Raw genomic sequence first — 20,318 nt, forward strand, 5'->3', positions numbered from 1 at the left:
CGCCCAGCGGCTGCGACAAATTACTGCGGGTGCGATAGGTTGCACTCCGCGGTCTCGCATCCGATTTTCTGTTCTCCGTTTTTGGTCTCTTCAGGTCCCCCATGCGCCTCACTCAATTTACCGATTACGCGCTGAGAATCCTGATTTTCGCGGCGACCCACAGCGATCGACTGATCACTATCGAGCAGACCGCCGACGCCTATGGCATTTCGCGCAATCACCTGATGAAGGTGGCTAACCACCTGACTCGCGAAGGGTATCTGAAAGCCGTTCGCGGCCGTTCGGGTGGGCTGACCCTCGCGAAACCGCCGGCTGAAATCGGCCTTGGCGTGGTTATCCGCACCACCGAACCGGACTTCGCGATTGTCGAGTGCTTTGGCGAAGAGAGCTCTTGTCGCCTGACGCCATCGTGTCGGCTGAAAGGAATCGTCGGCCGCGCGCTGGCGGCGTTTCTGGCCGAAATGGACCAGTACACACTCGCCGACCTTACCGTTGATCCCACCCAATTCGGCATCGAACGCCCCGCTGCTTGAGCGGCCGCGACAAATTGGCAGCGAGCCGATTTAAAACATGAGTTTGCAATACATCTTTTTGGTGTATAGACGGAGTCGAGCCGCAAAGCGGTCCTGACATCTCTGGAATTTCCCTCATGCCTGCTGCATTTGCTGCGGACGGTGCGTCATGACTGACGCTGCCGTGTCGCTTTCGCGCGCCCCGATTGTCCCTCTGAAGATGGTGCTGACCATCGGCCTTATCGTGTTGCCGATCGTTCTGGCAGTGGTGGCGCTGTGTCTTGGTCGCTACATGGTTGCGCCGGGCAATGCCCTCTCGATCCTTCTCAATCAGGTGCTGCCGATCGAGCCCCATTGGGAAGCGGTCGAAGAAACCGTGGTGCTCAACATCCGTCTGCCGCGTGTGCTCATGGCGCTGCTGATTGGGGGCGGGCTCGCGGTTTCGGGGGCAGCATTCCAGGGGCTCTTCGGCAATCCCCTGGTCAGCCCGCACATCCTCGGCGTTTCTTCCGGCGCCGGTTTCGGTGCGGCGCTGACCATTCTTATCTTCCGACACATGACCTTCGTGCCGGCCGGCGCGCTGGTGTTCGGTATCGCCGCGATGATGGTGGCGTTGTGGATTTCACGTCGCGGCGGCCGCTCTTCGCTGTTCATGCTGATCCTGGGTGGTGTCATCACCGCGGCCATGTTCGAGGCGCTGCTGTCGCTGCTGAAATACGTCGCCGATCCCAACGATACGCTGCCTACCATCGTCTATTGGCTTATGGGCAGCCTCACCTCGTCCTCCTATGACATGCTCGCCTGGGGCGTGCCGCTGATCGCCATTGGCAGCTCGGTGCTCTGGGCCCTGCGCTGGCGGCTCAACATCATGTCGCTTTCGGAAGTCGAGGCACGTTCGCTGGGGACCGACGTGCAGAAAATGCGCTGGGTAGTTATCGTCGCTGCCACGCTGGTGACGGCCACTACGGTCTCACTCGCCGGCATCATCGGCTGGGTCGGGCTGGTCATCCCGCATGTGGCGCGCATGCTGGTCGGATCCAATCATTCGGCGTTGATCCCGGCCTCGATTTCCATCGGCGCCATGTATCTCCTGGTTATCGACACGGTGGCGCGCACAGCCACCAGCGCCGAAATTCCGCTCTCAATCCTGACCGCTATTATTGGCGCACCGTTCTTCGCCTACCTCCTGAAACGCGCCAAGGGAGGCTGGTCATGAGCTTGGTCATCCGCTCGGCTAGCTATGGCCACAAAAAGGGCGAGCCCTTGTTCTCTGACCTCGACTTCGCGCTTTCGTCCGGCGAGATCATGGCTGTTCTCGGTCCCAATGGTGCGGGTAAAACCACGCTGCTCAATACCATCACCGGCATGATGGCGTGGCAGAACGGCCAGACGGAAATTCATGGGAAACCGCTCGCCGCCTATGGTGAGCGCGAGCTCTGGCGCCATATCGGCTATGTGCCGCAAGCGCGCGCCAATGCTTTTGCCTATACCGTGCTCGACATGGTGCTACTCGGCCGCTCTGCGCATCTGGGCACCTTTGCCCGGCCGGGCGAGGACGACGTGAAAATCGCCCGCCGCGTGCTCGATCGGCTCGAGATCGGGCATTTGGGAAAGAGCTACTGCAACGCCATCAGCGGTGGTGAACTGCAGCTGGTGTTCATCGCCCGCGCGCTCGCCGGCGAACCAACGATCCTCTTCCTCGACGAACCGGAATCGCATCTCGATTTCAAGAAGCAGCTGATCATCCTCGATATCATCGAGCGTCTGGCTCATGAGGACCGGATGATCTGCGTGATGAACACGCATTTCCCCAATCACGCGCTGCGCATCGCCGATCAGGTCCTGATGTTGGGATCGGACGGAACCCATCGCTTCGGTCCGACCGGCCAGGTGCTCACCGAAGATGCGATCCGAAGTTGTTTTGGTGTGAATGCTCGCATCGACACACTCGAGGCCGATGGCCGCGCCCTACGCGCCATCTACCCCGTCTCACTCGCCTCCCAAGCCTTCGTTCCTCACTCGGAAACTTGATTCATGATCAAACCCGTTCTTTTAGCCGCCCTGTTAGCGTCGGTGTCGCTTCTCGCCACAGTCGTACAAGCGCAAGAAACTCATACCGTCACCGATCGCGCCGACCGTCAGGTCGAAATCCCTGTCTCGCCAGAGCGCATTGTGACCAATTTCCTGCCTTTCCCCTCGGCCTATTACATTTCGACCGGGTCAGTGGATGAACTCGTTGGCATTGCCGAGGACTCGCGGAATATGGCCGAGCGCTCCGTGTTCGGTCGCATCGTGCCCGACCTGCTCAACAAGGCGACCGGCTTTGCCGCCGGCAATAGCGTCAATGTCGAGGAAGTTCTAAAGCTCTCGCCGGACCTCTTCGTCACCTACGAAAACAATCCCGCGCTCGCCGATATCGAAAAGATCGACCTTCCGGTTCTGGTGCTCGACGTCCTGTCGCGTTCCAAGGGTAATGTGCTTGAAACCTTCGAGGGCTGGATGACCCTGCTCGGCCAGGTGACGGCTCAGCAAGATCGCACCAGCGAAATCATTGCCTTTGCCCATGCAACGCTCGATGACACCCGCGGTCGCGTCGCCGATCTCACCGACGAGGAAAAGCCCGGTGCGCTGTTCTTTGCCCGGCTCGAAGAAAAATCGCTCAAGGTGAATGGCGCCGGTCACTTCGGCAATTTCTGGCTCACTGAATCGGGTGCCCAAAACCTCGCTCCGGCCGATTTCGCGCCTCTGGCCGATATCGACATGGAACAGGTCTATGCTCTCAATCCTGAGGTGATCTTCATCTCCAACTTCTCGGCCACCAAACCCGAGGATCTCTACCAGAACCGCGTGCCCGGCCAAGACTGGAGCCACGTCAAGGCAGTCGCCGATCGCCGTGTCTATAAGATCCCCGAAGGCGTGTTCCAGTGGTACCCGCCCAGTGCCGATGCGCCGCTGATGCTCAAGTGGATGGCACAGAAGAACCAGCCCCAACTCTTTGCGCATTACAGCATCGAGGCCGAGATCAAGGCCTACTACAGCCGCTTCTATGGCTACGAACTCAGCGATGCAGATGTCGCGTCCATTCTCGATCCGCAGTTCTAAGGGCTTTCCCATGTTCAATTTCGTTTCGCCCATCGCCCTTGCCGTGACGATCAGTCTCGTTTCGGGCAGCGCCTTTGCCCAGGAAACCCATATCGTACGAGACGGTATCGACAGGGAAGTAACCCTGCCGGTCGAGGTCAACCGGATCGTCGCCGGCTTCTTTCCTTTCCCGTCCGCTTTTTTCATAGCGACCGGGTCGCTCGACAAACTCGTGGCGATCAGCTCGGATTCCCGCCACGCGGCCGAGCGGTCGATCTTCAGCAAGATCGCTCCCGGCATTCTCGATCTGCCGACCAGTCATATCGAAGGCGGCGTTCTCAATGCCGAAGAGCTGCTCAAGCTCAATCCGGACGTCTACGTCACCCATGAAGGCAATGCCTCGCTCGAAGTTGCCGAGCGCGCCGGCGTTCCGGTTCTCGCGCTCGACGTTTTGTCCAAGGGGCAGGGCAACACCATCCAGACCTTCGAAAACTGGATGAAGATCATCGGCCAGGTCACGGGCGACACCGTGCGTACCGATGAGCTGATCGCCTATGCCAACAAGACGCTAGAGGAGACCCGCGCGGTCATGTCTGGTCTTGGCGAGGAGGACAAGCCTAAGGCGCTGTTCTTCGCCCGTCTCCACGAGAACGAGCTCAAAATCAATGGCCCCGGCCATTTCGGCCATTTCTGGATCACCGAAGCGGGCGGCATCAACCTTGCCGAAAAGGACTTTCCGTCCTTCTCCGAGATCAGCATGGAACAGATCTATGCGCTCAACCCCGAAGTGATCTTCATCACCAACCTGTCCCCGACCAAGCCCGAGGACCTCTATGAGAACCGGGTGCCCGGTCAGGACTGGAGCCATGTCAGTGCCGTTCAGAACAAGCGTGTCTTCAAGCTGCCAGAAGGCGTGTTCCAGTGGTATGTGCCCAATGGCGACGTGCCGCTGATGCTGAAGTGGGCGGCCCAGAGCATGCATCCCGAGCTCTATGCCGACTGCGATTTTGCCGCCGAGATGAAGGCCTACTACCAGCGCTTCTACGACTACGCGCTGAGTAATGATGAGGTCGCCTCCATCCTGGATCCCACATTCTGACCCCTTCTGCCGCTGGCTTGCGCCCGCGGCTTCTCCATCTTGAGGCTATCATGACCCTACCTCAATTTTTCGACGACGCGCCCACCCTCAAAATGCGTGATCCTTTGGCTGCCTTTCTCGGGGCCGCAGAAGACGGCGTGATCGAGTACCGCTATGCCGATGCGGTTCGGCTTGCGGGGCATTCCTGCCCGGCGGTGGCTGGCGCCTATCTGATGGTGCTCAACGGGCTTTCGGCGCTTTACGACGATGAGATTCCGGAGCGCGGCGGCATCGAGGTGTTCATGCGCAATGAACGCGATCATGCGACAACCGGCGTTCTCGCTTCGGTTGCAACCCTGCTTACAGGCGCCGCGCCCGAAAGCGGATTTCAGGGCATCGGCCCGGCCAAGCGCTTTGCGCGCAAGGATCTCCTCAGCTTCGAGACCGATATCGACGGCACGCTGGCGCTGCGCCGCAGTGACACAGGCAAAGGCGTGGTGGTCGATATCAACACCGACCACGTGCCGCACGAGCTGATCATGAGTCAACTCATGCCCAAGGCTGTATCTGGCAAGGCGAATGCCGAGGAACTGGCCGAATTCGCCCGTCTTTGGCAGGACCGTGTCCGCCGTATGCTGGTCGAGCATGCCGACGATCCCAAGCTGGTTCACATCTACGACTGGGATGGTGCCTGATGGTTGATATCGACCGTCGTTGGCCCGATGGGCTCGTCGCCTATAAGCGCACGCCGGAATTTACCGAAATGACGGTCCCGGCGGGCCTGCTGCGCAGCCACTCCACCAAAGCTGGGGTATGGGCGAAAATCCATGTCCTTTCCGGGCGGCTGCGCTTTGCTGACCTGGTGCTGGGCACGCAGCAGGACCTAGGCCCCGGCATTCATGCCGTTGTCCATCCGCAAGCCGAGCATGAGGTGGCCCCGGAGGGGGCGGTTCGCTTTTTCGTGGAGTTTCATTCGGCGCCGTAGCCACCCAATCCTGGACACCCTTTGCAGTCGCGAGATCAGCGCCACGCACGCTTATTTACTGGACTGTCGCCCTACCAAGTTGCATTTCAGAATTCGGCGCTCGATCGCACTAGCTCCCTCTGCCAGGTCGTTCAGCATCTCGGCTCCCTGCCATCCCAGGTCGTAGTAGGGCAGGGCCACTGTTGTGAGTTCGGGCTTTAGAGCCAGGGACACAGTCCTGAAATCGTCGAAGCCGACGATCGTGATGTCGTCTGGTATGCGAAGGCCGAGAGACAGAGCCGCGAGGTAGGCCTGAAGCGCCATTTCATCATTGCCGCACACAAGCGCCGTAGGGCGGTTGGGCATCGACAGGATGCTGAGGGCCTCCCGATAGACATAGTTCGTTTCTGCGCCGATTGGCCCTTCCATCCCCAGTCGGACAATGATGTCGTTTTCGGCAATGCCACCTGCCTGTGTCGCAGCAAGGAAGGCGTCGAGCCGTTGATTGGCGCCGAGAAGCAGGGGGTTGAGCCTGATATAGCCTATGCGGCGGTGGCCGAGCTCGACGAGATGTTGCGTCAAGGCATAGGAGCCACCGAAGTCGTCCGGCTCGATGGATGAGTAGGTGAGCCCTGCTTCGGCGTGAGAGTTCACCAGAACCGTCGGGATCGATACGTCGCCCGACGCCGGAGCAACGGTGCGGTGATACATGGCGACATAGAGAACGCCATCGATCCTATGCGCCTTGAAGGTTCGCCAGATATTGGCCTCGCGTTCGGCGTTGCCGTCGGTATTGGCGAGCAGCACCGTGCGGCCATTGGCACCCGCCCAGTCCTGCACGCCCCTGACGATGTCGCCGGAATAGGGGGTGGTCGAAATATAGTCTGTGATGATGCCGATGATATTGGTGCGGCTGGAGCGAATGCTTCGGGCGGCAAGGTTGGGAATATAGCCCAGCGCGTCGATGGCTGACTGCACCTTTTCAATCGTGTCCTGCGTCACATTGGGTTCGCGGTTGACGACGCGCGATACTGTCTTGTCCGAGACACCAGCGATGCGCGCGACATCCTTGATACTGACCATGCAATTCCTCCAATGCGGGAAGGACACTATCTCGCTCGTTCTTACGCTGCAATCGACAACGTCGACATATCGAATGTCGACGTCGTCATTTCAATTGACGACGTCGACATTGCCTTTTATGGTCCGAGGTGCAGCGGGTTGATCGCCTGCTAAAAAAACGACCGGAGGAGACATGAACAAGACACTTTACTGCTCGGTGGCGGTACTGGCCCTGATGACCTCGGTGGCCCGTGCCGAAGCTATTACCGTGCTGGTAGAAGGTGGCGGCCACTCGCTTCAGCAGGCTGCCGCCGATGCTTTCACCAAGGAGACCGGCATCGAGGTCAATTTTGTCGAGGTGCCCTATCAGGGCGTGTACGACAAGTTGTCGGCCGAGATCGCCTCGGGTACCTCGAACTACGACGTCGCCACCATCGACGTAGTGTGGAACGCGGCCTTTGCCGATCATGTCGAGGACTTGAGCGACCTCTTCACCGACGCCGTCAGGGCCGATATGCCGCCGGCCCTCGTGGCCGATGCTACTGTCGGTGGCAAGATGATCGGTATGCCTGCCTGGGCCAATGCCGAGATCGTCTTCTACCGCAAGGACCTCTGGGAAGACCCCGCCAATCAGGCCGCGTTCAAGGAAAAATACGGCTACGATCTCGTGCCGCCGGCGACCTGGCAGCAGTGGCGCGATATGGCTGCTTTCTTCACCAAGGACGGCATCTACGGCACGGTGGTGATCGGCGGCACGTCTGAGGAATGGATGGCCGAGGTGTTGCAGGCCGGTTCGCCCGGCGTGATCCTTGATGATGCGGGTCAGGTCATTCTCGACAACCAGGCCCATATCGATGCGCTGGAAAACTATCGCGCGCCGCTGTGCCTGGATAAGTCCGTGCCCGACAATGCGCTCGAGATCAGCTGGGGCGAGGCGCAGAACCTGTTCTATCAGGGCCAGGCGGCCATGATGAAATTCTGGGCCCATGCCTACAAGATGACCCCGGAAGACAGCCAAATTGCCGGAAAGGTCGGCGTCGCGCCGATGATCGCGGGCTCTGCCGGGATCGCGGCCATTCCGGGGCCCTGGTACAATGTCATTCCGTCGACGTCGCAGCACAAGGATGCGGCGCGGCAGTTCATTGCCTATCTCGAAGCGCATAACGCGCTGGGGATCGAAGCGCCTCTCGGGCTGGCCGCGACCAATTCGGCCTATCAGAGCTATATGGGCAAGCCTGGCTACGAGCATTTCGGACCCTTGATTGAGACGCTGTCGGCGCCCGCAACCAAGGGCCGGCCGCTCAACAAGGACTACCAGGAACTCGTGGATGAAGCCGTCATGCCCGCCTTCCAGGGCGCGCTGGAATGCGAGGACAATGTCGCCGAACTTCTTCAGGATGCGGCGGAGACCGCGCGCGACATCCTGGGCCAATAGGGTCTGAATGCATCAAGCCGGAGCGGTGCCAGGCCGCTCCGGTATCCGGTCAAACGGGAGGGGGATATGTCCGAACGCAGGTTCGTGCTTCTTATGCTGGCGCCTGCAGTGTTGTTCCTGGGATTGCTCGTCGCCTACCCGGTCGCCCTGCTGGTCTATAATTCATTCTTCGAAGTCGAGTTGATCAACCCGTCGGCCCGAGTCTGGGTGGGGTTAGCCAACTATGCCGACGCCCTGACGTCCAAGCGCATTCTAGAAACCGCCCTGCGGACATTGCAGTATTCGGCTTTCGCTCTCTGCTTCGAATTCATCTTCGGCTTTGGCGCGGCGCTGCTGTTTTCGGCCATATCAGGCAAGTCCAACTGGCACCGCACCATCTTTGCCTTGCCGCTGATGATCTCGCCGATCGTTGCTGGCCTGCTTTGGCGATTTCTTCTTGTCGGCGATATCGGCATCCTCAATTACGGCCTGTCCGCACTGGGCATCATCCCCAATCCCAAGGCCATCAACTGGCTGTCGGACCCCGATATCGTGATCTATTCGGTTGCCTTTGCCGACATCTGGCTGACCACGTCCTTCGTCGCCCTGGTCAGCTATGCCGGCCTCACCAACATTCCCAAGGATTTACTCGAAGCCGCGCGGATCGATGGCGCCAATGCGCTCAAGCGCTTCTGGCATGTAACCCTGCCGCTGATGCGCCCGGTCATCGCCGTCGTCGTTATCGTGCGCGGCATCGACGCGCTCAAGACCTTCGACCTCATCTGGATCCAGACCCAAGGCGGTCCGCGCCAGGCGAGCGAAGTGTTCTCCATGAACATCTATCAACGCATGGTCCGATATGGCGACCTTGGCGAGGCTTCGGCATCGGCCACCCTGTTCCTGGCCTTCATGATTGTGCTCGCCGCCTTCGCCTACTGGAAAATCTGGAGGACCGACAATGGCTGACCGTCCGTCGCCTGACTTTGGCAAGACCGTCATCAACCTGGCGGCCCTCGTCCTGGTCCTCTCCTATGCCCTGCCGTATGTTTATCTCGTCTCCACTTCGCTGAAACCCCCGGCCGATGTGCAGCAGATTCCGCCGTCCTTTTTCCCAGGTCGGGTGTCGCTGGAAAATTTCGCTACCGTCATCGGGACGGCGGGGCTGCCCAATGCCTTCGTGAATTCGACCGTGGTAGCGGTGCTGACGACCCTTCTGTCGCTGCTGATCGCCGTTCCAGCCGCCTATGTCTCCGCGCTCTATCGAAGGCGGATCACGGTCATCTTCCTGCTGTTCGCACTGGTCACTCGCATGGTGCCCGCCGTGTCGCTCGGTGTGCCGCTCTTCCAGGTGATGAAGACGCTGGGCCTGTTGGACACAACACTTGGCCTCGTGCTCGCCCATACCTCGACGGCCGTGCCGCTCGCGCTGCTGCTGATGTCGGCCTTTTTCGAGGGTGTGCCCAAGGAACTGGAGGAGGCGGCGCGCATGGATGGGTGCACCCGTTTTGGCGCATTCGTACATATCATCCTGCCCCTGATGCCGAGCGGCCTGGCGATCACCGCACTCTTCAGCTTCATCGCGAGCTGGAATGAGTTCCTGTTTGCCTTGCTGCTGACCTCGCAGAACAGCAAGACCGCCCCCATCGTCATCGCTGAATTCAACTCGGTCTATGGCCTCGCCTGGGGCCCGATGACTGCTGCGGCGGTGCTCTATTCGCTTCCCGTCATTCTCGTCACCCTGCTGCTGCAAAAGCAGATTGTGGGCGGACTGACCTTCGGCGCCGTGAAAGGCTAGTCAAATGGCACGCATCAAACTGGACAGGATCCACAAGGTCTATGGCGACCGCTATCCCGCCATTCACGACCTGAGCTTCGAAATCGAGGACGGCGAATTCATGGTCTTTGTCGGCCCCTCCGGCTGCGGCAAGTCCACGGCATTGCGGATGATCGCGGGCCTCGAAACCATCAGCGCCGGCGAATTGATCATTGGCGATGAGGTCGTCAACCATGTCGATCCCAAGGATCGTGACATCGCCATGGTGTTCCAGTCCTACGCGCTCTACCCGCACAAGACCGTGCGTGAAAACATCGCCTTTCCGCTCCGCATGGCTGGGGTCGCCAAGGACGAGATCGAACGGCGCGTCAACGAAGCGGCGCGTATTCTCGAACTCACCCCGCATCTCGACCGCAAGCCGGGCAAGCTTTCTGGCGGACAGCGGCAGCGTGTGGCCATGGGCCGCGCCATTGTCCGCCGGCCCCGCGCCTTCCTGATGGATGAACCCCTCTCCAATCTCGACGCCAAGTTGCGCGTGCAGATGCGCGCCGAGATCGTCAAGCTCCAGCGTGCGCTGGGGGTGACGACGGTCTATGTCACGCACGACCAGGTCGAGGCCATGACCATGGGCGACCGCGTGACCGTGCTCAAGGCCGGGCGCCTGCAGCAGATCGACACGCCGCAGAACCTCTATCAGCGGCCCGCAAATGTCTTCGTTGCCGCCTTCATCGGCTCGCCATCGATGAATCTTTATCAGGCGACGCTCGCCGGCTCGCAATTGACGCTGGGCAGCCAGAGTATCGCTCTGCCCGAGGCGGTCTTTGCCGCGCGCCCGGGGCTCGGTGCCTATTCGGGCCGCAGCCTGATCGTGGGTATCCGACCTGAGGATATCGACGATGCCGCCGTCACCGACAAGCGCGACTATGCCGAGATTTCTGCGCCGGTGACGCTGGTCGAAGCGCTGGGCGCCGAAACCATGGTGCATTTGGCGCTCGATGCCACCTGGGTTGATGCTGAGGATCCCGATATCGCCGCTGCCGAGACCATGAGCCGAACTGCCGTGGGACGTTTTTCGCCACGCACCCAGTTGCGCGCCGGTGATCGGGCGCGCCTCGCGATTACCCCGCACAACCTCCACTTCTTCGACCCAGACACCCGCGAAAGCATCTGGTGACCGACATGCAGAACCTGCAGCAGGCCCCTGTGTCGGGCGGCCAGAACACATTTCAAGTTGAGAAAGACCTCTCCATGACCAGCCCCAATGCCTACGATGTCACCCGCTGGCCAGCGGGTGATCCGAGTAAGGATATTGGTGCGGTCATCAACAGCATCATCGCCGATATCAAAAATCGGCAGGCAGATCGCGATATGCGGGACGGTGGCAAACCGGGCGCGGTGATCTACATCCCGCCGGGTGACTACCGCCTGGCTACCCAGGTTCTTATCGATATCAGCTATCTCAGAATTGTTGGTTCCGGCCACGGCTTCACCTCGTCGAGCATCCGTTTCAACACGCCCGCCGATGAAATCAGGAACTGGCACGAGATTTGGCCAGGAGGCAGCCGTGTGCTGGTCGACCTGCCTGCCGATATGGCGGGCGACGATGTCCGCGCCGCCTTCCTCGTCAAACGCGACGGCAATCCGCGTCTCAGCTCGATCGAGTTCGCCGATTTCTGCATCGACGGCCTGCATTTTGAAGGCCGTGTCCCGGATGGCGATCCCGAGAATTCCTACCGCAATGGCAAGACGGGTATTCATATCGCCAGCGCCAATGACTCGTTCCGCATTAGCGGCATGGGGCTCATCTATCTCGAGCACGGCATTGTCGCGCATCACTCAGATGCGCTGACGGTCGATAACAACTTCATCGCCGAATGCGGCAATTGCCTCGAATTGCGGGGTATGGGGCAGGCCTCGAAGATTTCGAACAATCTTATCGGCGCTGGCTATGATGGCCATTCGATCTTCGCCGAGAACTTTGGTGGTCTGCTGGTCAGCGGCAATAACGTGTTTCCGCGCGGCAGAAGCAGTGTGCATTTCTCGGGCGTGGCACGCTCTTCCATTACCGGGAACAGGCTCCATTCCTTTTATCCGGGTATGCTGATCTTTTCGGAGAACTGCTCGGAAAACCTGGTCTCATCAAATCATTTCCTCCGGGATCGCGAGCCCTGGGCGCCGATGAAGGGCTATGACAACGGACTCGATGATCAGTTCGGGCTTCTGCATATCAATGGCGACAACAATTCGGTGATCGCCAACCACATTTCGGAGTCGATTGATGCGCGGTTCCTCAAGCCCGCTGGCCAGAAGCCTGTCATCATCCGACTGGTGTCCGGGGGCGGAAACTATGTCGCCAACAATCACGTCGTTGCCACAACTGAGCCGGCGCAGGAGGACGATGCACCCAACAGCGCCTGTTTTGCCACGCAGGTCGAGGCCATACTCTCAACAGGCAGCCTGACCCGCCTCGACGTGGTGGCCGTCAAGGTCGAATCCGGCTCGACCCAGAACGTCATTCTCGACTCCGGCAGCGAAGCACAGGTTGAGATCGATCGGGCGGTCAACGCCTTCCGCGGCACGCCGGTGCCCGGCGGCCAAGGCGCTACGGAAGCAAGGCCCTGACCGTGCAAGCAAATGTTACCCTTGCCGCAGGCTATCGGCTCGAATTCTGGGCCGAGGGGCCGGGAACCATTCGCATCACCGAAGGCGAGGCGCTGCTCTGGCGGGTTCCTGCCTTGGCGGCGCATCCGGAGTTTTTCAGCTACCAGCATCGCGAAGCCTCGTCGATTACCCTCGACTGCGATAGGCCCGAGGCCATTCTCTGGGCCTATGGCTATGACCCCAATACAGTCGAACACGCGGGCATCACTGTCTGGGAGTTTGGCGCCGATGGCGTGGTTCTGCGCAGCGGTTCCGAAATCCACGACTGGATGGCGTCCGACCCTTTGCGTCCGACCCTGCATTTCTCGCCGATCCGCCAATGGATGAACGATCCCAACGGGTTGTGCCGGATCGGGGACACATGGCACATGTTCTACCAGTTCCATCCGGCTGGCACCGATTGGGGGCCAATGCACTGGGGTCATGCGGTCAGCAAGGACCTCTTCAACTGGACCCACATGCCGGTCTTCCTGCATCCCGACCAGAATCTCTGGCGGCTCGGCGCTACCGGCGGTGCCTTTTCGGGCAATGCCTTCCGGGATCGGAATGGTAGCCAGATATTCTTCTATACCGAGCGCCTCCCGGCCTACGATCTCTTCACCGGCTACCGGGAAATCCAGAAGCTGGGGCGACCGGACCGGAGCATGCTGTACCTGTCGGATGCCGAAACCATTCTCGATACCCGACCGGTCGACGAGGGCGTTGAACACGACTTTCGCGACCCGAAAGTGTGGTGGGACGAGGGGGCAGGGGCCTATCGCATGGTGCTGGGCGCGGCGCTGCATGGCGATCCCGCCGTGTTGCTCTACGGCTCGCCCAACCTGACGGACTGGACCTATCTCGGTCCGCTCTATCGCGCCCCGGCCCATTATCGCCAGAACGGCGCCCGTGCCGTCGAATGCCCCGATTTCTTCCCGCTCGATGGCAAGTGGGTGATGATCATGGGATTTGTCGGCTATACCGAGCCGGAGAGTGGTCGCCATAACCTGCTGTTCGCAATAGTCGGCGACTTTCGGAACGACACATTCGTTCCGAGTACCGGCGACCTGCAGATCCTCGACTTCGGCACTGACTACTACGCCATGCAGAGTTTTGCCGCGGACGAGCGGCAGATCGCCTTTGCCTGGCTCTTCAACTGGGAATATCGCAAGCCGCCGGGTTCTCCCTATTCGGGCGAGATGTCCCTGCCGCGCGAACTTGCCCTCGATCCGTCAGGGCGGCTGCTGATGCGGCCTGCTCGGGAACTCGACAAAGCTTGGCCCACGCGTCTGCTACCCCCGGAGTTGGACGGGAGCTTTGCGCTGGGCGATGTTCCAACCGAAATACGTCTGAAGGGAGCGCTCGAGGGTACCAGGATCATGGCAATGTCGGGGTCTGCCCTTTCCTTTGAGGTCACCATTTTGAACGGCCGACTCTCGATACGCTTGCCGCAAGATGATGGAAAGATCCGCTACGATGCGGCCCTCGAGTCAGCCACGGACCTTCTCGTATTCCACGACCGCGGCATCCTCGAGGTGTTCGGAGAAGGGGGCGCCGTTTGCGGCACACGGCGCAGCTACACGAACATCACGCCGGACAGAATTGTGGTCACGTCGGCCGCTGAGGTGTGTGTGTTTGAGCGCAAGAGTGCATCTGCCAGCTAGTGATAGCCTGATAGCAAACAGAACCAGGCGAGACATGATCTTGCCGACAGGACTGGCACAAACCCGAGCGCGGAACGCATGATCTCGAACTTTGCTTAATGGGGCACCGGATCGCCTACGCGAGTGTTTGCCCTTGCCAGACTCGAGCTTGCCCGGTCAGATCGAATGAAGTGACGCCTCGGCCGTATTTCGGCCGAGGTTCGTTCTGCGACAGGTGCCAGAATATGCTTATTCGCGAAGGTGATCAGCGAACTGTCGATATCGATCTGAAGCTGGCCACCTTGCTGGCAGGTGTGGCAGGCGCACTCAATGGGGCCGGGTTCCAGGCAGCGGGCTTCTTCTCCGCCAACATGACGGGCAACGTCTCTAGTCTGTCCGATCATCTTGCCCTGGGCCGGCTGGACACCGCCGCATTGTTCGCGGCGATGATCGTGTCCTTCATTTTGGGAGCTTGCTGTTCAGGATTCATGATTGAAATCGGTCGGCAGCGAGGCGTGCGGGGTATTTATGCCTATAGCGTGCTGCTCGAGGCTGGTCTGCTGCTGCTGCTTGGACCCATAGCACTGTTCTTTCGTGGCTTTCAGACAGGTCTTGTTATCTGCCTTAGCTTCATCATGGGCGTGCAGAACGCAGCGACGACGCGCATCAGCGATGCACGCGTTCGAACGACGCATGTGTCGGGCATGGCCACAGATATCGGACTAGGTCTGGCCGCCCTGGTGCGCGGTCAACCGGCGCCCCGTTTCCGGCTGTCCCTCTTTACGCTCACGGCATTTCTTGCCGGCGGCGTCCTTGGCGTTTTCGCTTACTTGCTCATCGACGGATGGCTGCTGATTATCGCAGGGATAGCCCTATTGGCGATCGGGATACCAGAGGCACATAGAGCTAGAGGCGGCGCCTAGATACGGGTAGTGCCTCTCTTCTGCATCGCACCCATTCTCGGCCACTATCGCTGCGCGCACTCTAGGGCCGCATACGCCCTATCGCGGGCATTCAGATCGCCTAGGCGATTTCGGAAGCAGACAAACCTTGGTGGCCGAGACCTATACCACCCATTGCAATTGCCGTCCGAGCGGCCTATGTGGGCCCTGCTCGGCCATGTAGGTCGGGCAGACGTTCTCAGGGCGGGGTGCAATTCCCCACCGGCGGTGTTTGCATCGAAAGATGCATCAGCCCGCGAGCGCTCTTTCCGTAAGGAGAGAGGTCAGCAGACTCGGTTCAACTCCGAGGCCGACGGTATAGTCCGGATGGAAGAGAACACATGACTGTCTAGCAAGCGACCATTCCGCGCCGGAATGGGCGCCACTCGTCGTCATGCGCCCTGAGCTTCGTCGTCACCAAGGACGAAGCATGGGTACTGAGCCAGAACAATCTCCCTCCCCAGACGCCGTTGCACTGGCGTTTCGCCTGGCACTGGACGCTGCCCGGGCCTTCGTGGGCGCTACTGCGCCCAACCCGCCGGTCGGCTGCGCGATCCTCGACGCATCTGGCAACGTGCTGGCGGTTGCCGCGCATCAACGGGCCGGCACGGGCCACTCCGAGGCTTTGGCAATCGCGGAGTGCCGGGCAAAAGGTCTTGGCAGGGCGATCCACACGATCGTCGTCACGCTCGAACCCTGCAATCATTTCGGGCGCACACCGCCCTGCTCTGAAGCCATCCTGAGCACAACGGCAAAGGCCGTCTGGATCGGTGTCGCTGATCCCAATCCCGCCGTAGTTGGAGGCGGCGCTGAACGTCTGCGGGCGGCAGGGCTGACCGTCCGAAGCATCGGCGAACTTGACCACGGTCTTGCCGGTAGTGCTCGGCGCCTGATTGCCCCCTTTGCCAAGCGCGCACGAACGGGCCTTCCGTGGGTAACCGTCAAGCAGGCGGTGGACGGTAGCGGGTCCATGATTCCACCCCGCGGGCAGAAGACGTTCACCTCCCAAGACTCGCTGAAACTGGCTCACGAGCTGCGCCGTCGGGCGGACGCCGTGCTCACCGGTTCCGGCACCATTCTCGCAGACGCACCCGAGTTCACAGTGCGTCATGTGCCTGATTTTGTGAGCAGAAACCGCCACCTGGCCGTCTTGGACCGACGCAGACGCGTCTCCACCGACTATTTCGACGCCGCGACGGCGCGCGGATTTCGCGTCCTGTTCCCTCACTCCCTCGCCGACGCGTTGCAGCAATTGGGAGAGGTCGGCGCTCTCGAAGTGCTGGTCGAAGCGGGTCCGCTGCTCACCGAGAGCGTGCTCGTCAGCCCGTTCTGGGACGAGCACGTCCGCATCACCACCGACGAAGACGGCCCTGATCGCGTCGAGGTGCTTTCCCAACCCCATTCATTCTCCCTGACAGAAAGGACCTAGATGTTTTCCGGCATTATTGAACGCCTCGCCAAGGTGGAGGTCGCCGAGCCAGTCGGTGCAAGCCTGAGACTGGCGATCACGACGGGCTACCCCGACCTTGAGCTTGGAGAAAGTGTCGCCGTCAACGGCGTCTGCCTCACCGTCACTTCGCTTGAGATCGGCGGAAAGGCCGAGTTTTTCCTCAGTCCCGAGACGTTGGCGCGCAGCACGCTCGGTACCATCGAGGTTGGCGATGCCGTCAACCTCGAACGCTCGGTTCGCCTGGAAACGCGGCTCTCGGGGCATCTGGTCCAGGGTCATGTCGATGGCCGGGCCACACTGGTCTCGGCGACCGAGGAGGCCGGCGCCTATCGGCTCGCCTTCGATGTGGACGCGGAATTGGCCCGCTATTGCGTCGCCAAAGGCTCGATTGCGCTCAACGGCATCAGCCTGACCATCAATTCCATTTCGCAAGCCGACGTGCGGTTCCAGGTCGGGGTGATGATCATCCCTCACACCTGGACCCACACTAACCTGCACGCCCTCGCCGTGGGCGACCAGGTCAATGTCGAAGTCGATGTTATCGCCAAGTATGTGGAGCGGCTATGCCTGCCCTATCTGAAGCCCTGAGCGCCCTGAAAGAGGGGCGTATGATCGTCCTCGTCGATGACGAGGATCGTGAGAACGAAGGCGACCTCGTCCTGCCGGCGCAATTTGCCACGGCAGAGGCAGTCAATTTCATGGCCATGCATGGCCGTGGATTGGTCTGCCTCGCGCTCACCGGCGCGCAGGTCGATCATCTCGGTCTACGCCCCATGGTGCGTGACAATCGCACGCGTCGGTCGACGGCCTTCACCGTGTCGATAGAGGCTCGCGAGGGTATCACCACCGGTATTTCAGCGGCCGATCGCGCCCACACGATGCGACTGGCGGCGTCGTCGAAGTGACGCCGGACGATATCGTCTCGCCGGGGCATGTCTTCCCGCTGCGGGCGGTGGACGGCGGCGTCCTGGCCCGCAACGGGCATACGGAGGGCGCAGTGGATCTCGTTCGCCTTGCCGGGCTCGAGCCCGGTGCTGTCATTTGCGAAATCATGCGGGACGATGGGCAGATGGCAAGGCGTGAGGACCTGCTTGCCTTCGCCAGAAAGCATGGCCTCGTCATGCTCAGCGTTCGCGAGCTTGCCGAGCATCGGATCAGGACTGAAACGCTGGTCGAGGAGATCGCCAGCACCGACCTGCCTTCGGCATTCGCAAGCGAAGTGCTGCGGCTGCATGCGTTTCGCAATAGCATCGACGGGATCGAGCATATCGCGGCGGTCAAGCGCGGAGAGACAGAGACGCCGCTCGTGCGACTGCATTCGGAATGCCTCACGGGTGACGCTCTCGGGTCGCTACGCTGCGATTGCGGCGCGCAATTGCAGGATGCCATGCGCAGGATTTCCGAGAGCGACGGCGGCGCCTTGCTCTACCTGCGCGGCCACGAAGGCCGTGGCATCGGCCTTGGCAACAAGATCAAAGCCTATGCCCTGCAGGATCAGGGTCACGACACGGTGATGGCCAACCAGATGCTTGGCCATCCGGTCGATGCTCGCGACTATGGGGTCGCGGCGCAGATCCTGAAAGCGCTTGGCTATTCCCGCATTCGCCTCCTGACCAACAATCTTGAAAAGGCGCGGGCACTCGAACGCTACGGATAGGCGTCGTCAACGGAAGGTCGACGAGGAGCGGGACCGATTTAGCAGGCGGTTCGGACTGGCGATCCACGGCACGCTGCAGGTTCTCGACACACTGCCGGGCCGTAAGGTCGGGTCGAATGACGCTGAGGATGATGTCGATGTTGAGCTTCGTCATTTCCGCGGTGATGCCGCGGGCTGTCCCCTTCGTCACGCGGCGAATGATCTTGCGCATCGGTCCGGCCGACATCGGTGCAACCTTGATCGTCGCATCTGAGGCAGCGATCACGGCCTCGTCGAGAAGGTTTTCTGGATCTTGGCTGATGAAGGCGGTGCTGAAGCCTTTTTGAACAATTTCGAGCCCATCGACGCCAGCACGGTCGAGGACACCGTTTCGCTTTTCAAGCGCGGTCACCACCCGCAAAGTCAGCATTGTGCCGAGACTGCGCACAGCGCGATGGAAGTGTTTGGACCAGTTTTCGTCCGGCAAGTGCAGAATGTAGATCCCGTTATCCCGCTTGAGAAGTTTGCGCGTCTGGCGAGTCAGAGCGGTGTTCAACGCTTCGGTGGCGAAAACGTGCGCGGCCTGTTCGCGCTGGGTCTTGGGCTTCAGCATGGCGTTATCGACGTTCTCGTTCTCGTTCTCGGTTTCGTTATCGTCATCGATGTCGTCGAAGTTGAGGGCCTGGCTCGTGTCGGGAAGTATCGGCATGACAAATCTCCGCGCGCTGGACCGGCATCTACCGGTCCAGGCGGATCAAAGGAAAATGGGGTGGCGAAGGTGCTGATCAGACCGGGATAGGCGGTGTGTGATCGGCATCGATACCCTGACCGGCGTCGATGGCGCGCCAGGCCCAAAGACCGAGACCCTTGGCACCAGAACAGAACTGCGCCGCAGCGCTACCGCTTCCGAAAACCAGGTCGCGCTGGGTCATGTAACTGCGATGGTCGGGCGCAAGCTCAAGCAGACCTGCATGGACCCACGCGGCGCGCAAAAACTGGTCGAGCAGGTTGCGCTGGGCACTGGCGTCAGGCGGATATCCGACCCCGAGAGCAACACCCATTTGTCGGCCGACTGGCGCGCCGCCAGAGCCACCAGCCCATCGCCGAAATTGAGCTCGAAGATGCTGCCGCCGGGCAGGTGATTAAACCGACGGATCTTTCCAACGCGCTCTGGTTCGCTGCGTGGACCTGCATGGATGGAGCGAGCGCTTCCGCTCGTGAACAGAAGGTCTTCGTGGCGAATGGCAAGGCACGCGTGAGCGACGAAGGTATCCAATTCGCTAAAGCGCTGGACGTCCACCACAGCTCCATCCGGCACGCCGTTGATCATCTCACGCTCGCCAGTCCCAGCCAGACGCGACCAGAGGATTCGCTCGATGACCTTGGCATCTTCCAGGTCAGGGCATTGTTGTCATCAACAACGGCAATGATCGTCTCGATATTCTCGATCGGCTGCTGGCCACCTGCCACGCGATGCCCGACGTCGCCACCGACGCCAACGTACGCCGATGTCTCGCTGAGGGAGAATGTAGACGCGAGGACGACGCAGCTCATCGGCGCGGCAAAAATCGCGACGATCGTCTCCCGATCCAGAAATAATCTTGGGAATGAAAGGTGAACCGGCAACGACAGCAAGGCTGGCGGGGATATGTGCCGGCGGGACAGAGGCGGGGGGGCGCCGTCATCGCGGCCCTGTGTGCGCTCCGACCGCGGCGTGCGTGAAACGAGGGTATTTTCGTCGAGCACCATGCTCGCGTCCTTGTCGAGCACGCCAGCTGCGACGAGGGCGGAAATTGCTGACACTGCTTGGTCGTGACCGGGCGGTTCCGCGACAATATCGCAATAGTCCCTTTTGCCGTGGCTTCGTTCAGTGCTCGGGATCTGCACCTGGTCACTCGGCGACAGGGCTTAGGGTTGCTGCACAGGACCATTGATGAGATGGGGGAAAGTCTCGACGGGAAAGCGTGCGAAGACGACTTGCCCTGCCGCAGCGTCGGTAGAAGAAATAGACAGCCATTTTAATTCCCTGTTTCCGCAGGGATTGATTTAGTCAGGCTGACGGCGGGTTTGCAGACCTTCCGTCGGCCGCTTCTTGCAGGAAGCAGTGCCTGACATCAGACCAT

Annotated in this window: 24 protein-coding genes and 1 riboswitch; of the genes, 20 read left to right on the forward strand and 4 right to left on the reverse strand. The window is 60.5% G+C overall.

The window, feature by feature from the left end:
* Positions 1-101 precede the first annotated feature (101 nt).
* The 7 genes from NVV77_RS05055 (at position 102) to NVV77_RS05085 (ending at position 5,656) form a co-directional block, all read left to right on the forward strand.
* Positions 102-533: an Rrf2 family transcriptional regulator gene (locus NVV77_RS05055; protein WP_295411401.1), complete on the forward strand. Its 432-nt coding sequence runs from the start codon at positions 102-104 to the stop codon at positions 531-533.
* 148 nt (positions 534-681) lie between these two features.
* Entirely contained in the window at positions 682-1,728 is a 1,047-nt protein-coding gene (locus NVV77_RS05060; protein ID WP_295411402.1) for an iron ABC transporter permease, read from the forward strand.
* On the forward strand, positions 1,725-2,543 hold the full coding sequence (locus NVV77_RS05065; protein WP_295411403.1) for an ABC transporter ATP-binding protein: 819 nt from the start codon (positions 1,725-1,727) through the stop codon (positions 2,541-2,543). Before NVV77_RS05060 ends, NVV77_RS05065 begins: the two co-directional genes overlap by 4 nt.
* A 3-nt stretch (positions 2,544-2,546) precedes the next feature.
* Positions 2,547-3,614 (forward strand): ABC transporter substrate-binding protein, encoded by a 1,068-nt coding sequence (locus tag NVV77_RS05070; RefSeq protein WP_295411404.1) that lies wholly within the window; start codon positions 2,547-2,549, stop codon positions 3,612-3,614.
* 10 nt (positions 3,615-3,624) lie between these two features.
* A complete protein-coding gene (locus NVV77_RS05075) occupies positions 3,625-4,692 on the forward strand; it encodes an ABC transporter substrate-binding protein (protein ID WP_295411405.1) in 1,068 nt (355 codons plus the stop codon).
* A 50-nt stretch (positions 4,693-4,742) separates the two neighbouring features.
* On the forward strand, positions 4,743-5,366 hold the full coding sequence (locus NVV77_RS05080; protein WP_295411406.1) for a hypothetical protein: 624 nt from the start codon (positions 4,743-4,745) through the stop codon (positions 5,364-5,366).
* Positions 5,366-5,656 carry a DUF1971 domain-containing protein gene (locus NVV77_RS05085; RefSeq protein WP_295411407.1) on the forward strand — a complete coding sequence of 97 codons (291 nt, stop codon included), beginning with the start codon at positions 5,366-5,368 and terminating at the stop codon, positions 5,654-5,656. Before NVV77_RS05080 ends, NVV77_RS05085 begins: the two co-directional genes overlap by 1 nt.
* A 51-nt stretch (positions 5,657-5,707) precedes the next feature.
* On the opposite strand, the gene NVV77_RS05090 is transcribed toward NVV77_RS05085, so the two are convergent.
* Positions 5,708-6,718, reverse strand: a complete 1,011-nt coding sequence (locus tag NVV77_RS05090; protein WP_295411408.1) for a LacI family DNA-binding transcriptional regulator — start codon at positions 6,716-6,718, stop codon at positions 5,708-5,710.
* Between the two features lie 172 nt (positions 6,719-6,890).
* Here NVV77_RS05090 and NVV77_RS05095 point away from each other — a divergent pair, with 172 nt between their 5' ends.
* From NVV77_RS05095 to NVV77_RS05155, 13 genes are all read left to right on the forward strand, one after another.
* The gene (locus NVV77_RS05095) at positions 6,891-8,132 is read left to right on the forward strand and encodes a sugar ABC transporter substrate-binding protein (protein ID WP_295411409.1); all 1,242 of its coding nucleotides are present in this window, start codon (positions 6,891-6,893) and stop codon (positions 8,130-8,132) included.
* 66 nt (positions 8,133-8,198) lie between these two features.
* Entirely contained in the window at positions 8,199-9,077 is an 879-nt protein-coding gene (locus NVV77_RS05100) for a carbohydrate ABC transporter permease (protein ID WP_295411410.1), read from the forward strand.
* The gene (locus NVV77_RS05105; protein ID WP_295411411.1) at positions 9,070-9,906 is read left to right on the forward strand and encodes a carbohydrate ABC transporter permease; all 837 of its coding nucleotides are present in this window, start codon (positions 9,070-9,072) and stop codon (positions 9,904-9,906) included. Before NVV77_RS05100 ends, NVV77_RS05105 begins: the two co-directional genes overlap by 8 nt.
* Positions 9,907-9,910: 4 nt before the next feature.
* Positions 9,911-11,059: an ABC transporter ATP-binding protein gene (locus NVV77_RS05110; protein WP_295411412.1), complete on the forward strand. Its 1,149-nt coding sequence runs from the start codon at positions 9,911-9,913 to the stop codon at positions 11,057-11,059.
* Positions 11,060-11,133: 74 nt separating this feature from the next.
* Positions 11,134-12,507, forward strand: a complete 1,374-nt coding sequence (locus tag NVV77_RS05115) for a NosD domain-containing protein (RefSeq protein ID WP_295411424.1) — start codon at positions 11,134-11,136, stop codon at positions 12,505-12,507.
* Positions 12,508-12,509: 2 nt separating this feature from the next.
* A complete protein-coding gene (locus NVV77_RS05120; protein WP_295411413.1) occupies positions 12,510-14,189 on the forward strand; it encodes a glycoside hydrolase family 32 protein in 1,680 nt (559 codons plus the stop codon).
* A 224-nt stretch (positions 14,190-14,413) separates the two neighbouring features.
* Complete coding sequence (locus NVV77_RS05125; RefSeq protein ID WP_295411414.1) at positions 14,414-15,091, forward strand: YoaK family protein; 678 nt, start codon at positions 14,414-14,416, stop codon at positions 15,089-15,091.
* 209 nt (positions 15,092-15,300) lie between these two features.
* Positions 15,301-15,452, forward strand: a riboswitch (FMN riboswitch).
* Between the two features lie 87 nt (positions 15,453-15,539).
* Positions 15,540-16,538, forward strand: coding sequence for a bifunctional diaminohydroxyphosphoribosylaminopyrimidine deaminase/5-amino-6-(5-phosphoribosylamino)uracil reductase RibD (gene ribD, locus NVV77_RS05130; protein WP_295411415.1), 999 nt, complete (start codon positions 15,540-15,542; stop codon positions 16,536-16,538).
* Positions 16,539-17,147 carry a riboflavin synthase gene (locus NVV77_RS05135; protein ID WP_295411416.1) on the forward strand — a complete coding sequence of 203 codons (609 nt, stop codon included), beginning with the start codon at positions 16,539-16,541 and terminating at the stop codon, positions 17,145-17,147.
* Positions 17,123-17,464: a 3,4-dihydroxy-2-butanone-4-phosphate synthase gene (locus tag NVV77_RS05140; protein ID WP_295411417.1), complete on the forward strand. Its 342-nt coding sequence runs from the start codon at positions 17,123-17,125 to the stop codon at positions 17,462-17,464. Before NVV77_RS05135 ends, NVV77_RS05140 begins: the two co-directional genes overlap by 25 nt.
* On the forward strand, positions 17,461-18,216 hold the full coding sequence (gene ribA, locus NVV77_RS05145; RefSeq protein ID WP_295411418.1) for a GTP cyclohydrolase II RibA: 756 nt from the start codon (positions 17,461-17,463) through the stop codon (positions 18,214-18,216). The genes NVV77_RS05140 and ribA overlap by 4 nt, the downstream gene beginning before the upstream one ends.
* Before the next feature lie 137 nt (positions 18,217-18,353).
* The gene (locus NVV77_RS05150; RefSeq protein WP_295411419.1) at positions 18,354-18,542 is read left to right on the forward strand and encodes a hypothetical protein; all 189 of its coding nucleotides are present in this window, start codon (positions 18,354-18,356) and stop codon (positions 18,540-18,542) included.
* A complete protein-coding gene (locus NVV77_RS05155; RefSeq protein ID WP_295411420.1) occupies positions 18,509-18,994 on the forward strand; it encodes a hypothetical protein in 486 nt (161 codons plus the stop codon). The genes NVV77_RS05150 and NVV77_RS05155 overlap by 34 nt, the downstream gene beginning before the upstream one ends.
* On the opposite strand, the gene NVV77_RS05160 is transcribed toward NVV77_RS05155, so the two are convergent.
* Genes NVV77_RS05160 through NVV77_RS05170 form a run of 3 tightly spaced genes read right to left on the reverse strand, consistent with a single transcriptional unit; the run spans position 18,981 to position 19,944 of the window.
* The gene (locus tag NVV77_RS05160; RefSeq protein WP_295411421.1) at positions 18,981-19,127 is read right to left on the reverse strand and encodes a hypothetical protein; all 147 of its coding nucleotides are present in this window, start codon (positions 19,125-19,127) and stop codon (positions 18,981-18,983) included. The two genes, NVV77_RS05155 and NVV77_RS05160, sit on opposite strands and share 14 nt — an antisense overlap.
* Positions 19,124-19,525 carry a hypothetical protein gene (locus NVV77_RS05165; protein ID WP_295411422.1) on the reverse strand — a complete coding sequence of 134 codons (402 nt, stop codon included), beginning with the start codon at positions 19,523-19,525 and terminating at the stop codon, positions 19,124-19,126. Before NVV77_RS05165 ends, NVV77_RS05160 begins: the two co-directional genes overlap by 4 nt.
* Positions 19,522-19,944: a hypothetical protein gene (locus NVV77_RS05170; protein ID WP_295411423.1), complete on the reverse strand. Its 423-nt coding sequence runs from the start codon at positions 19,942-19,944 to the stop codon at positions 19,522-19,524. The genes NVV77_RS05165 and NVV77_RS05170 overlap by 4 nt, the downstream gene beginning before the upstream one ends.
* Positions 19,945-20,318: the final 374 nt, after the last annotated feature.

Origin of the sequence: Devosia sp., assembly GCF_024707125.1 — a bacterium.
GTDB lineage: Bacteria > Pseudomonadota > Alphaproteobacteria > Rhizobiales > Devosiaceae > Devosia.

Bases quoted from the DNA above. Each gene is read 5' to 3' on its own strand.
- NVV77_RS05055 (WP_295411401.1), top strand. From the start codon at position 102: ATGCGCCTCACTCAATTTACCGATTACGCGCTGAGAATCCTGATTTTC.
- NVV77_RS05060 (WP_295411402.1), top strand. From the start codon at position 682: ATGACTGACGCTGCCGTGTCGCTTTCGCGCGCCCCGATTGTCCCTCTG.
- NVV77_RS05065 (WP_295411403.1), top strand. From the start codon at position 1,725: ATGAGCTTGGTCATCCGCTCGGCTAGCTATGGCCACAAAAAGGGCGAG.
- NVV77_RS05070 (WP_295411404.1), top strand. From the start codon at position 2,547: ATGATCAAACCCGTTCTTTTAGCCGCCCTGTTAGCGTCGGTGTCGCTT.
- NVV77_RS05075 (WP_295411405.1), top strand. From the start codon at position 3,625: ATGTTCAATTTCGTTTCGCCCATCGCCCTTGCCGTGACGATCAGTCTC.
- NVV77_RS05080 (WP_295411406.1), top strand. From the start codon at position 4,743: ATGACCCTACCTCAATTTTTCGACGACGCGCCCACCCTCAAAATGCGT.
- NVV77_RS05085 (WP_295411407.1), top strand. From the start codon at position 5,366: ATGGTTGATATCGACCGTCGTTGGCCCGATGGGCTCGTCGCCTATAAG.
- NVV77_RS05090 (WP_295411408.1), bottom strand. From the start codon at position 6,718: ATGGTCAGTATCAAGGATGTCGCGCGCATCGCTGGTGTCTCGGACAAG.
- NVV77_RS05095 (WP_295411409.1), top strand. From the start codon at position 6,891: ATGAACAAGACACTTTACTGCTCGGTGGCGGTACTGGCCCTGATGACC.
- NVV77_RS05100 (WP_295411410.1), top strand. From the start codon at position 8,199: ATGTCCGAACGCAGGTTCGTGCTTCTTATGCTGGCGCCTGCAGTGTTG.
- NVV77_RS05105 (WP_295411411.1), top strand. From the start codon at position 9,070: ATGGCTGACCGTCCGTCGCCTGACTTTGGCAAGACCGTCATCAACCTG.
- NVV77_RS05110 (WP_295411412.1), top strand. From the start codon at position 9,911: ATGGCACGCATCAAACTGGACAGGATCCACAAGGTCTATGGCGACCGC.
- NVV77_RS05115 (WP_295411424.1), top strand. From the start codon at position 11,134: ATGACCAGCCCCAATGCCTACGATGTCACCCGCTGGCCAGCGGGTGAT.
- NVV77_RS05125 (WP_295411414.1), top strand. From the start codon at position 14,414: ATGCTTATTCGCGAAGGTGATCAGCGAACTGTCGATATCGATCTGAAG.
- ribD (WP_295411415.1), top strand. From the start codon at position 15,540: ATGGGTACTGAGCCAGAACAATCTCCCTCCCCAGACGCCGTTGCACTG.
- NVV77_RS05135 (WP_295411416.1), top strand. From the start codon at position 16,539: ATGTTTTCCGGCATTATTGAACGCCTCGCCAAGGTGGAGGTCGCCGAG.
- NVV77_RS05140 (WP_295411417.1), top strand. From the start codon at position 17,123: ATGCCTGCCCTATCTGAAGCCCTGAGCGCCCTGAAAGAGGGGCGTATG.
- NVV77_RS05150 (WP_295411419.1), top strand. From the start codon at position 18,354: ATGTTGAGCTTCGTCATTTCCGCGGTGATGCCGCGGGCTGTCCCCTTC.
- NVV77_RS05160 (WP_295411421.1), bottom strand. From the start codon at position 19,127: ATGACCCAGCGCGACCTGGTTTTCGGAAGCGGTAGCGCTGCGGCGCAG.
- NVV77_RS05165 (WP_295411422.1), bottom strand. From the start codon at position 19,525: ATGATCAACGGCGTGCCGGATGGAGCTGTGGTGGACGTCCAGCGCTTT.
- NVV77_RS05170 (WP_295411423.1), bottom strand. From the start codon at position 19,944: ATGGTGCTCGACGAAAATACCCTCGTTTCACGCACGCCGCGGTCGGAG.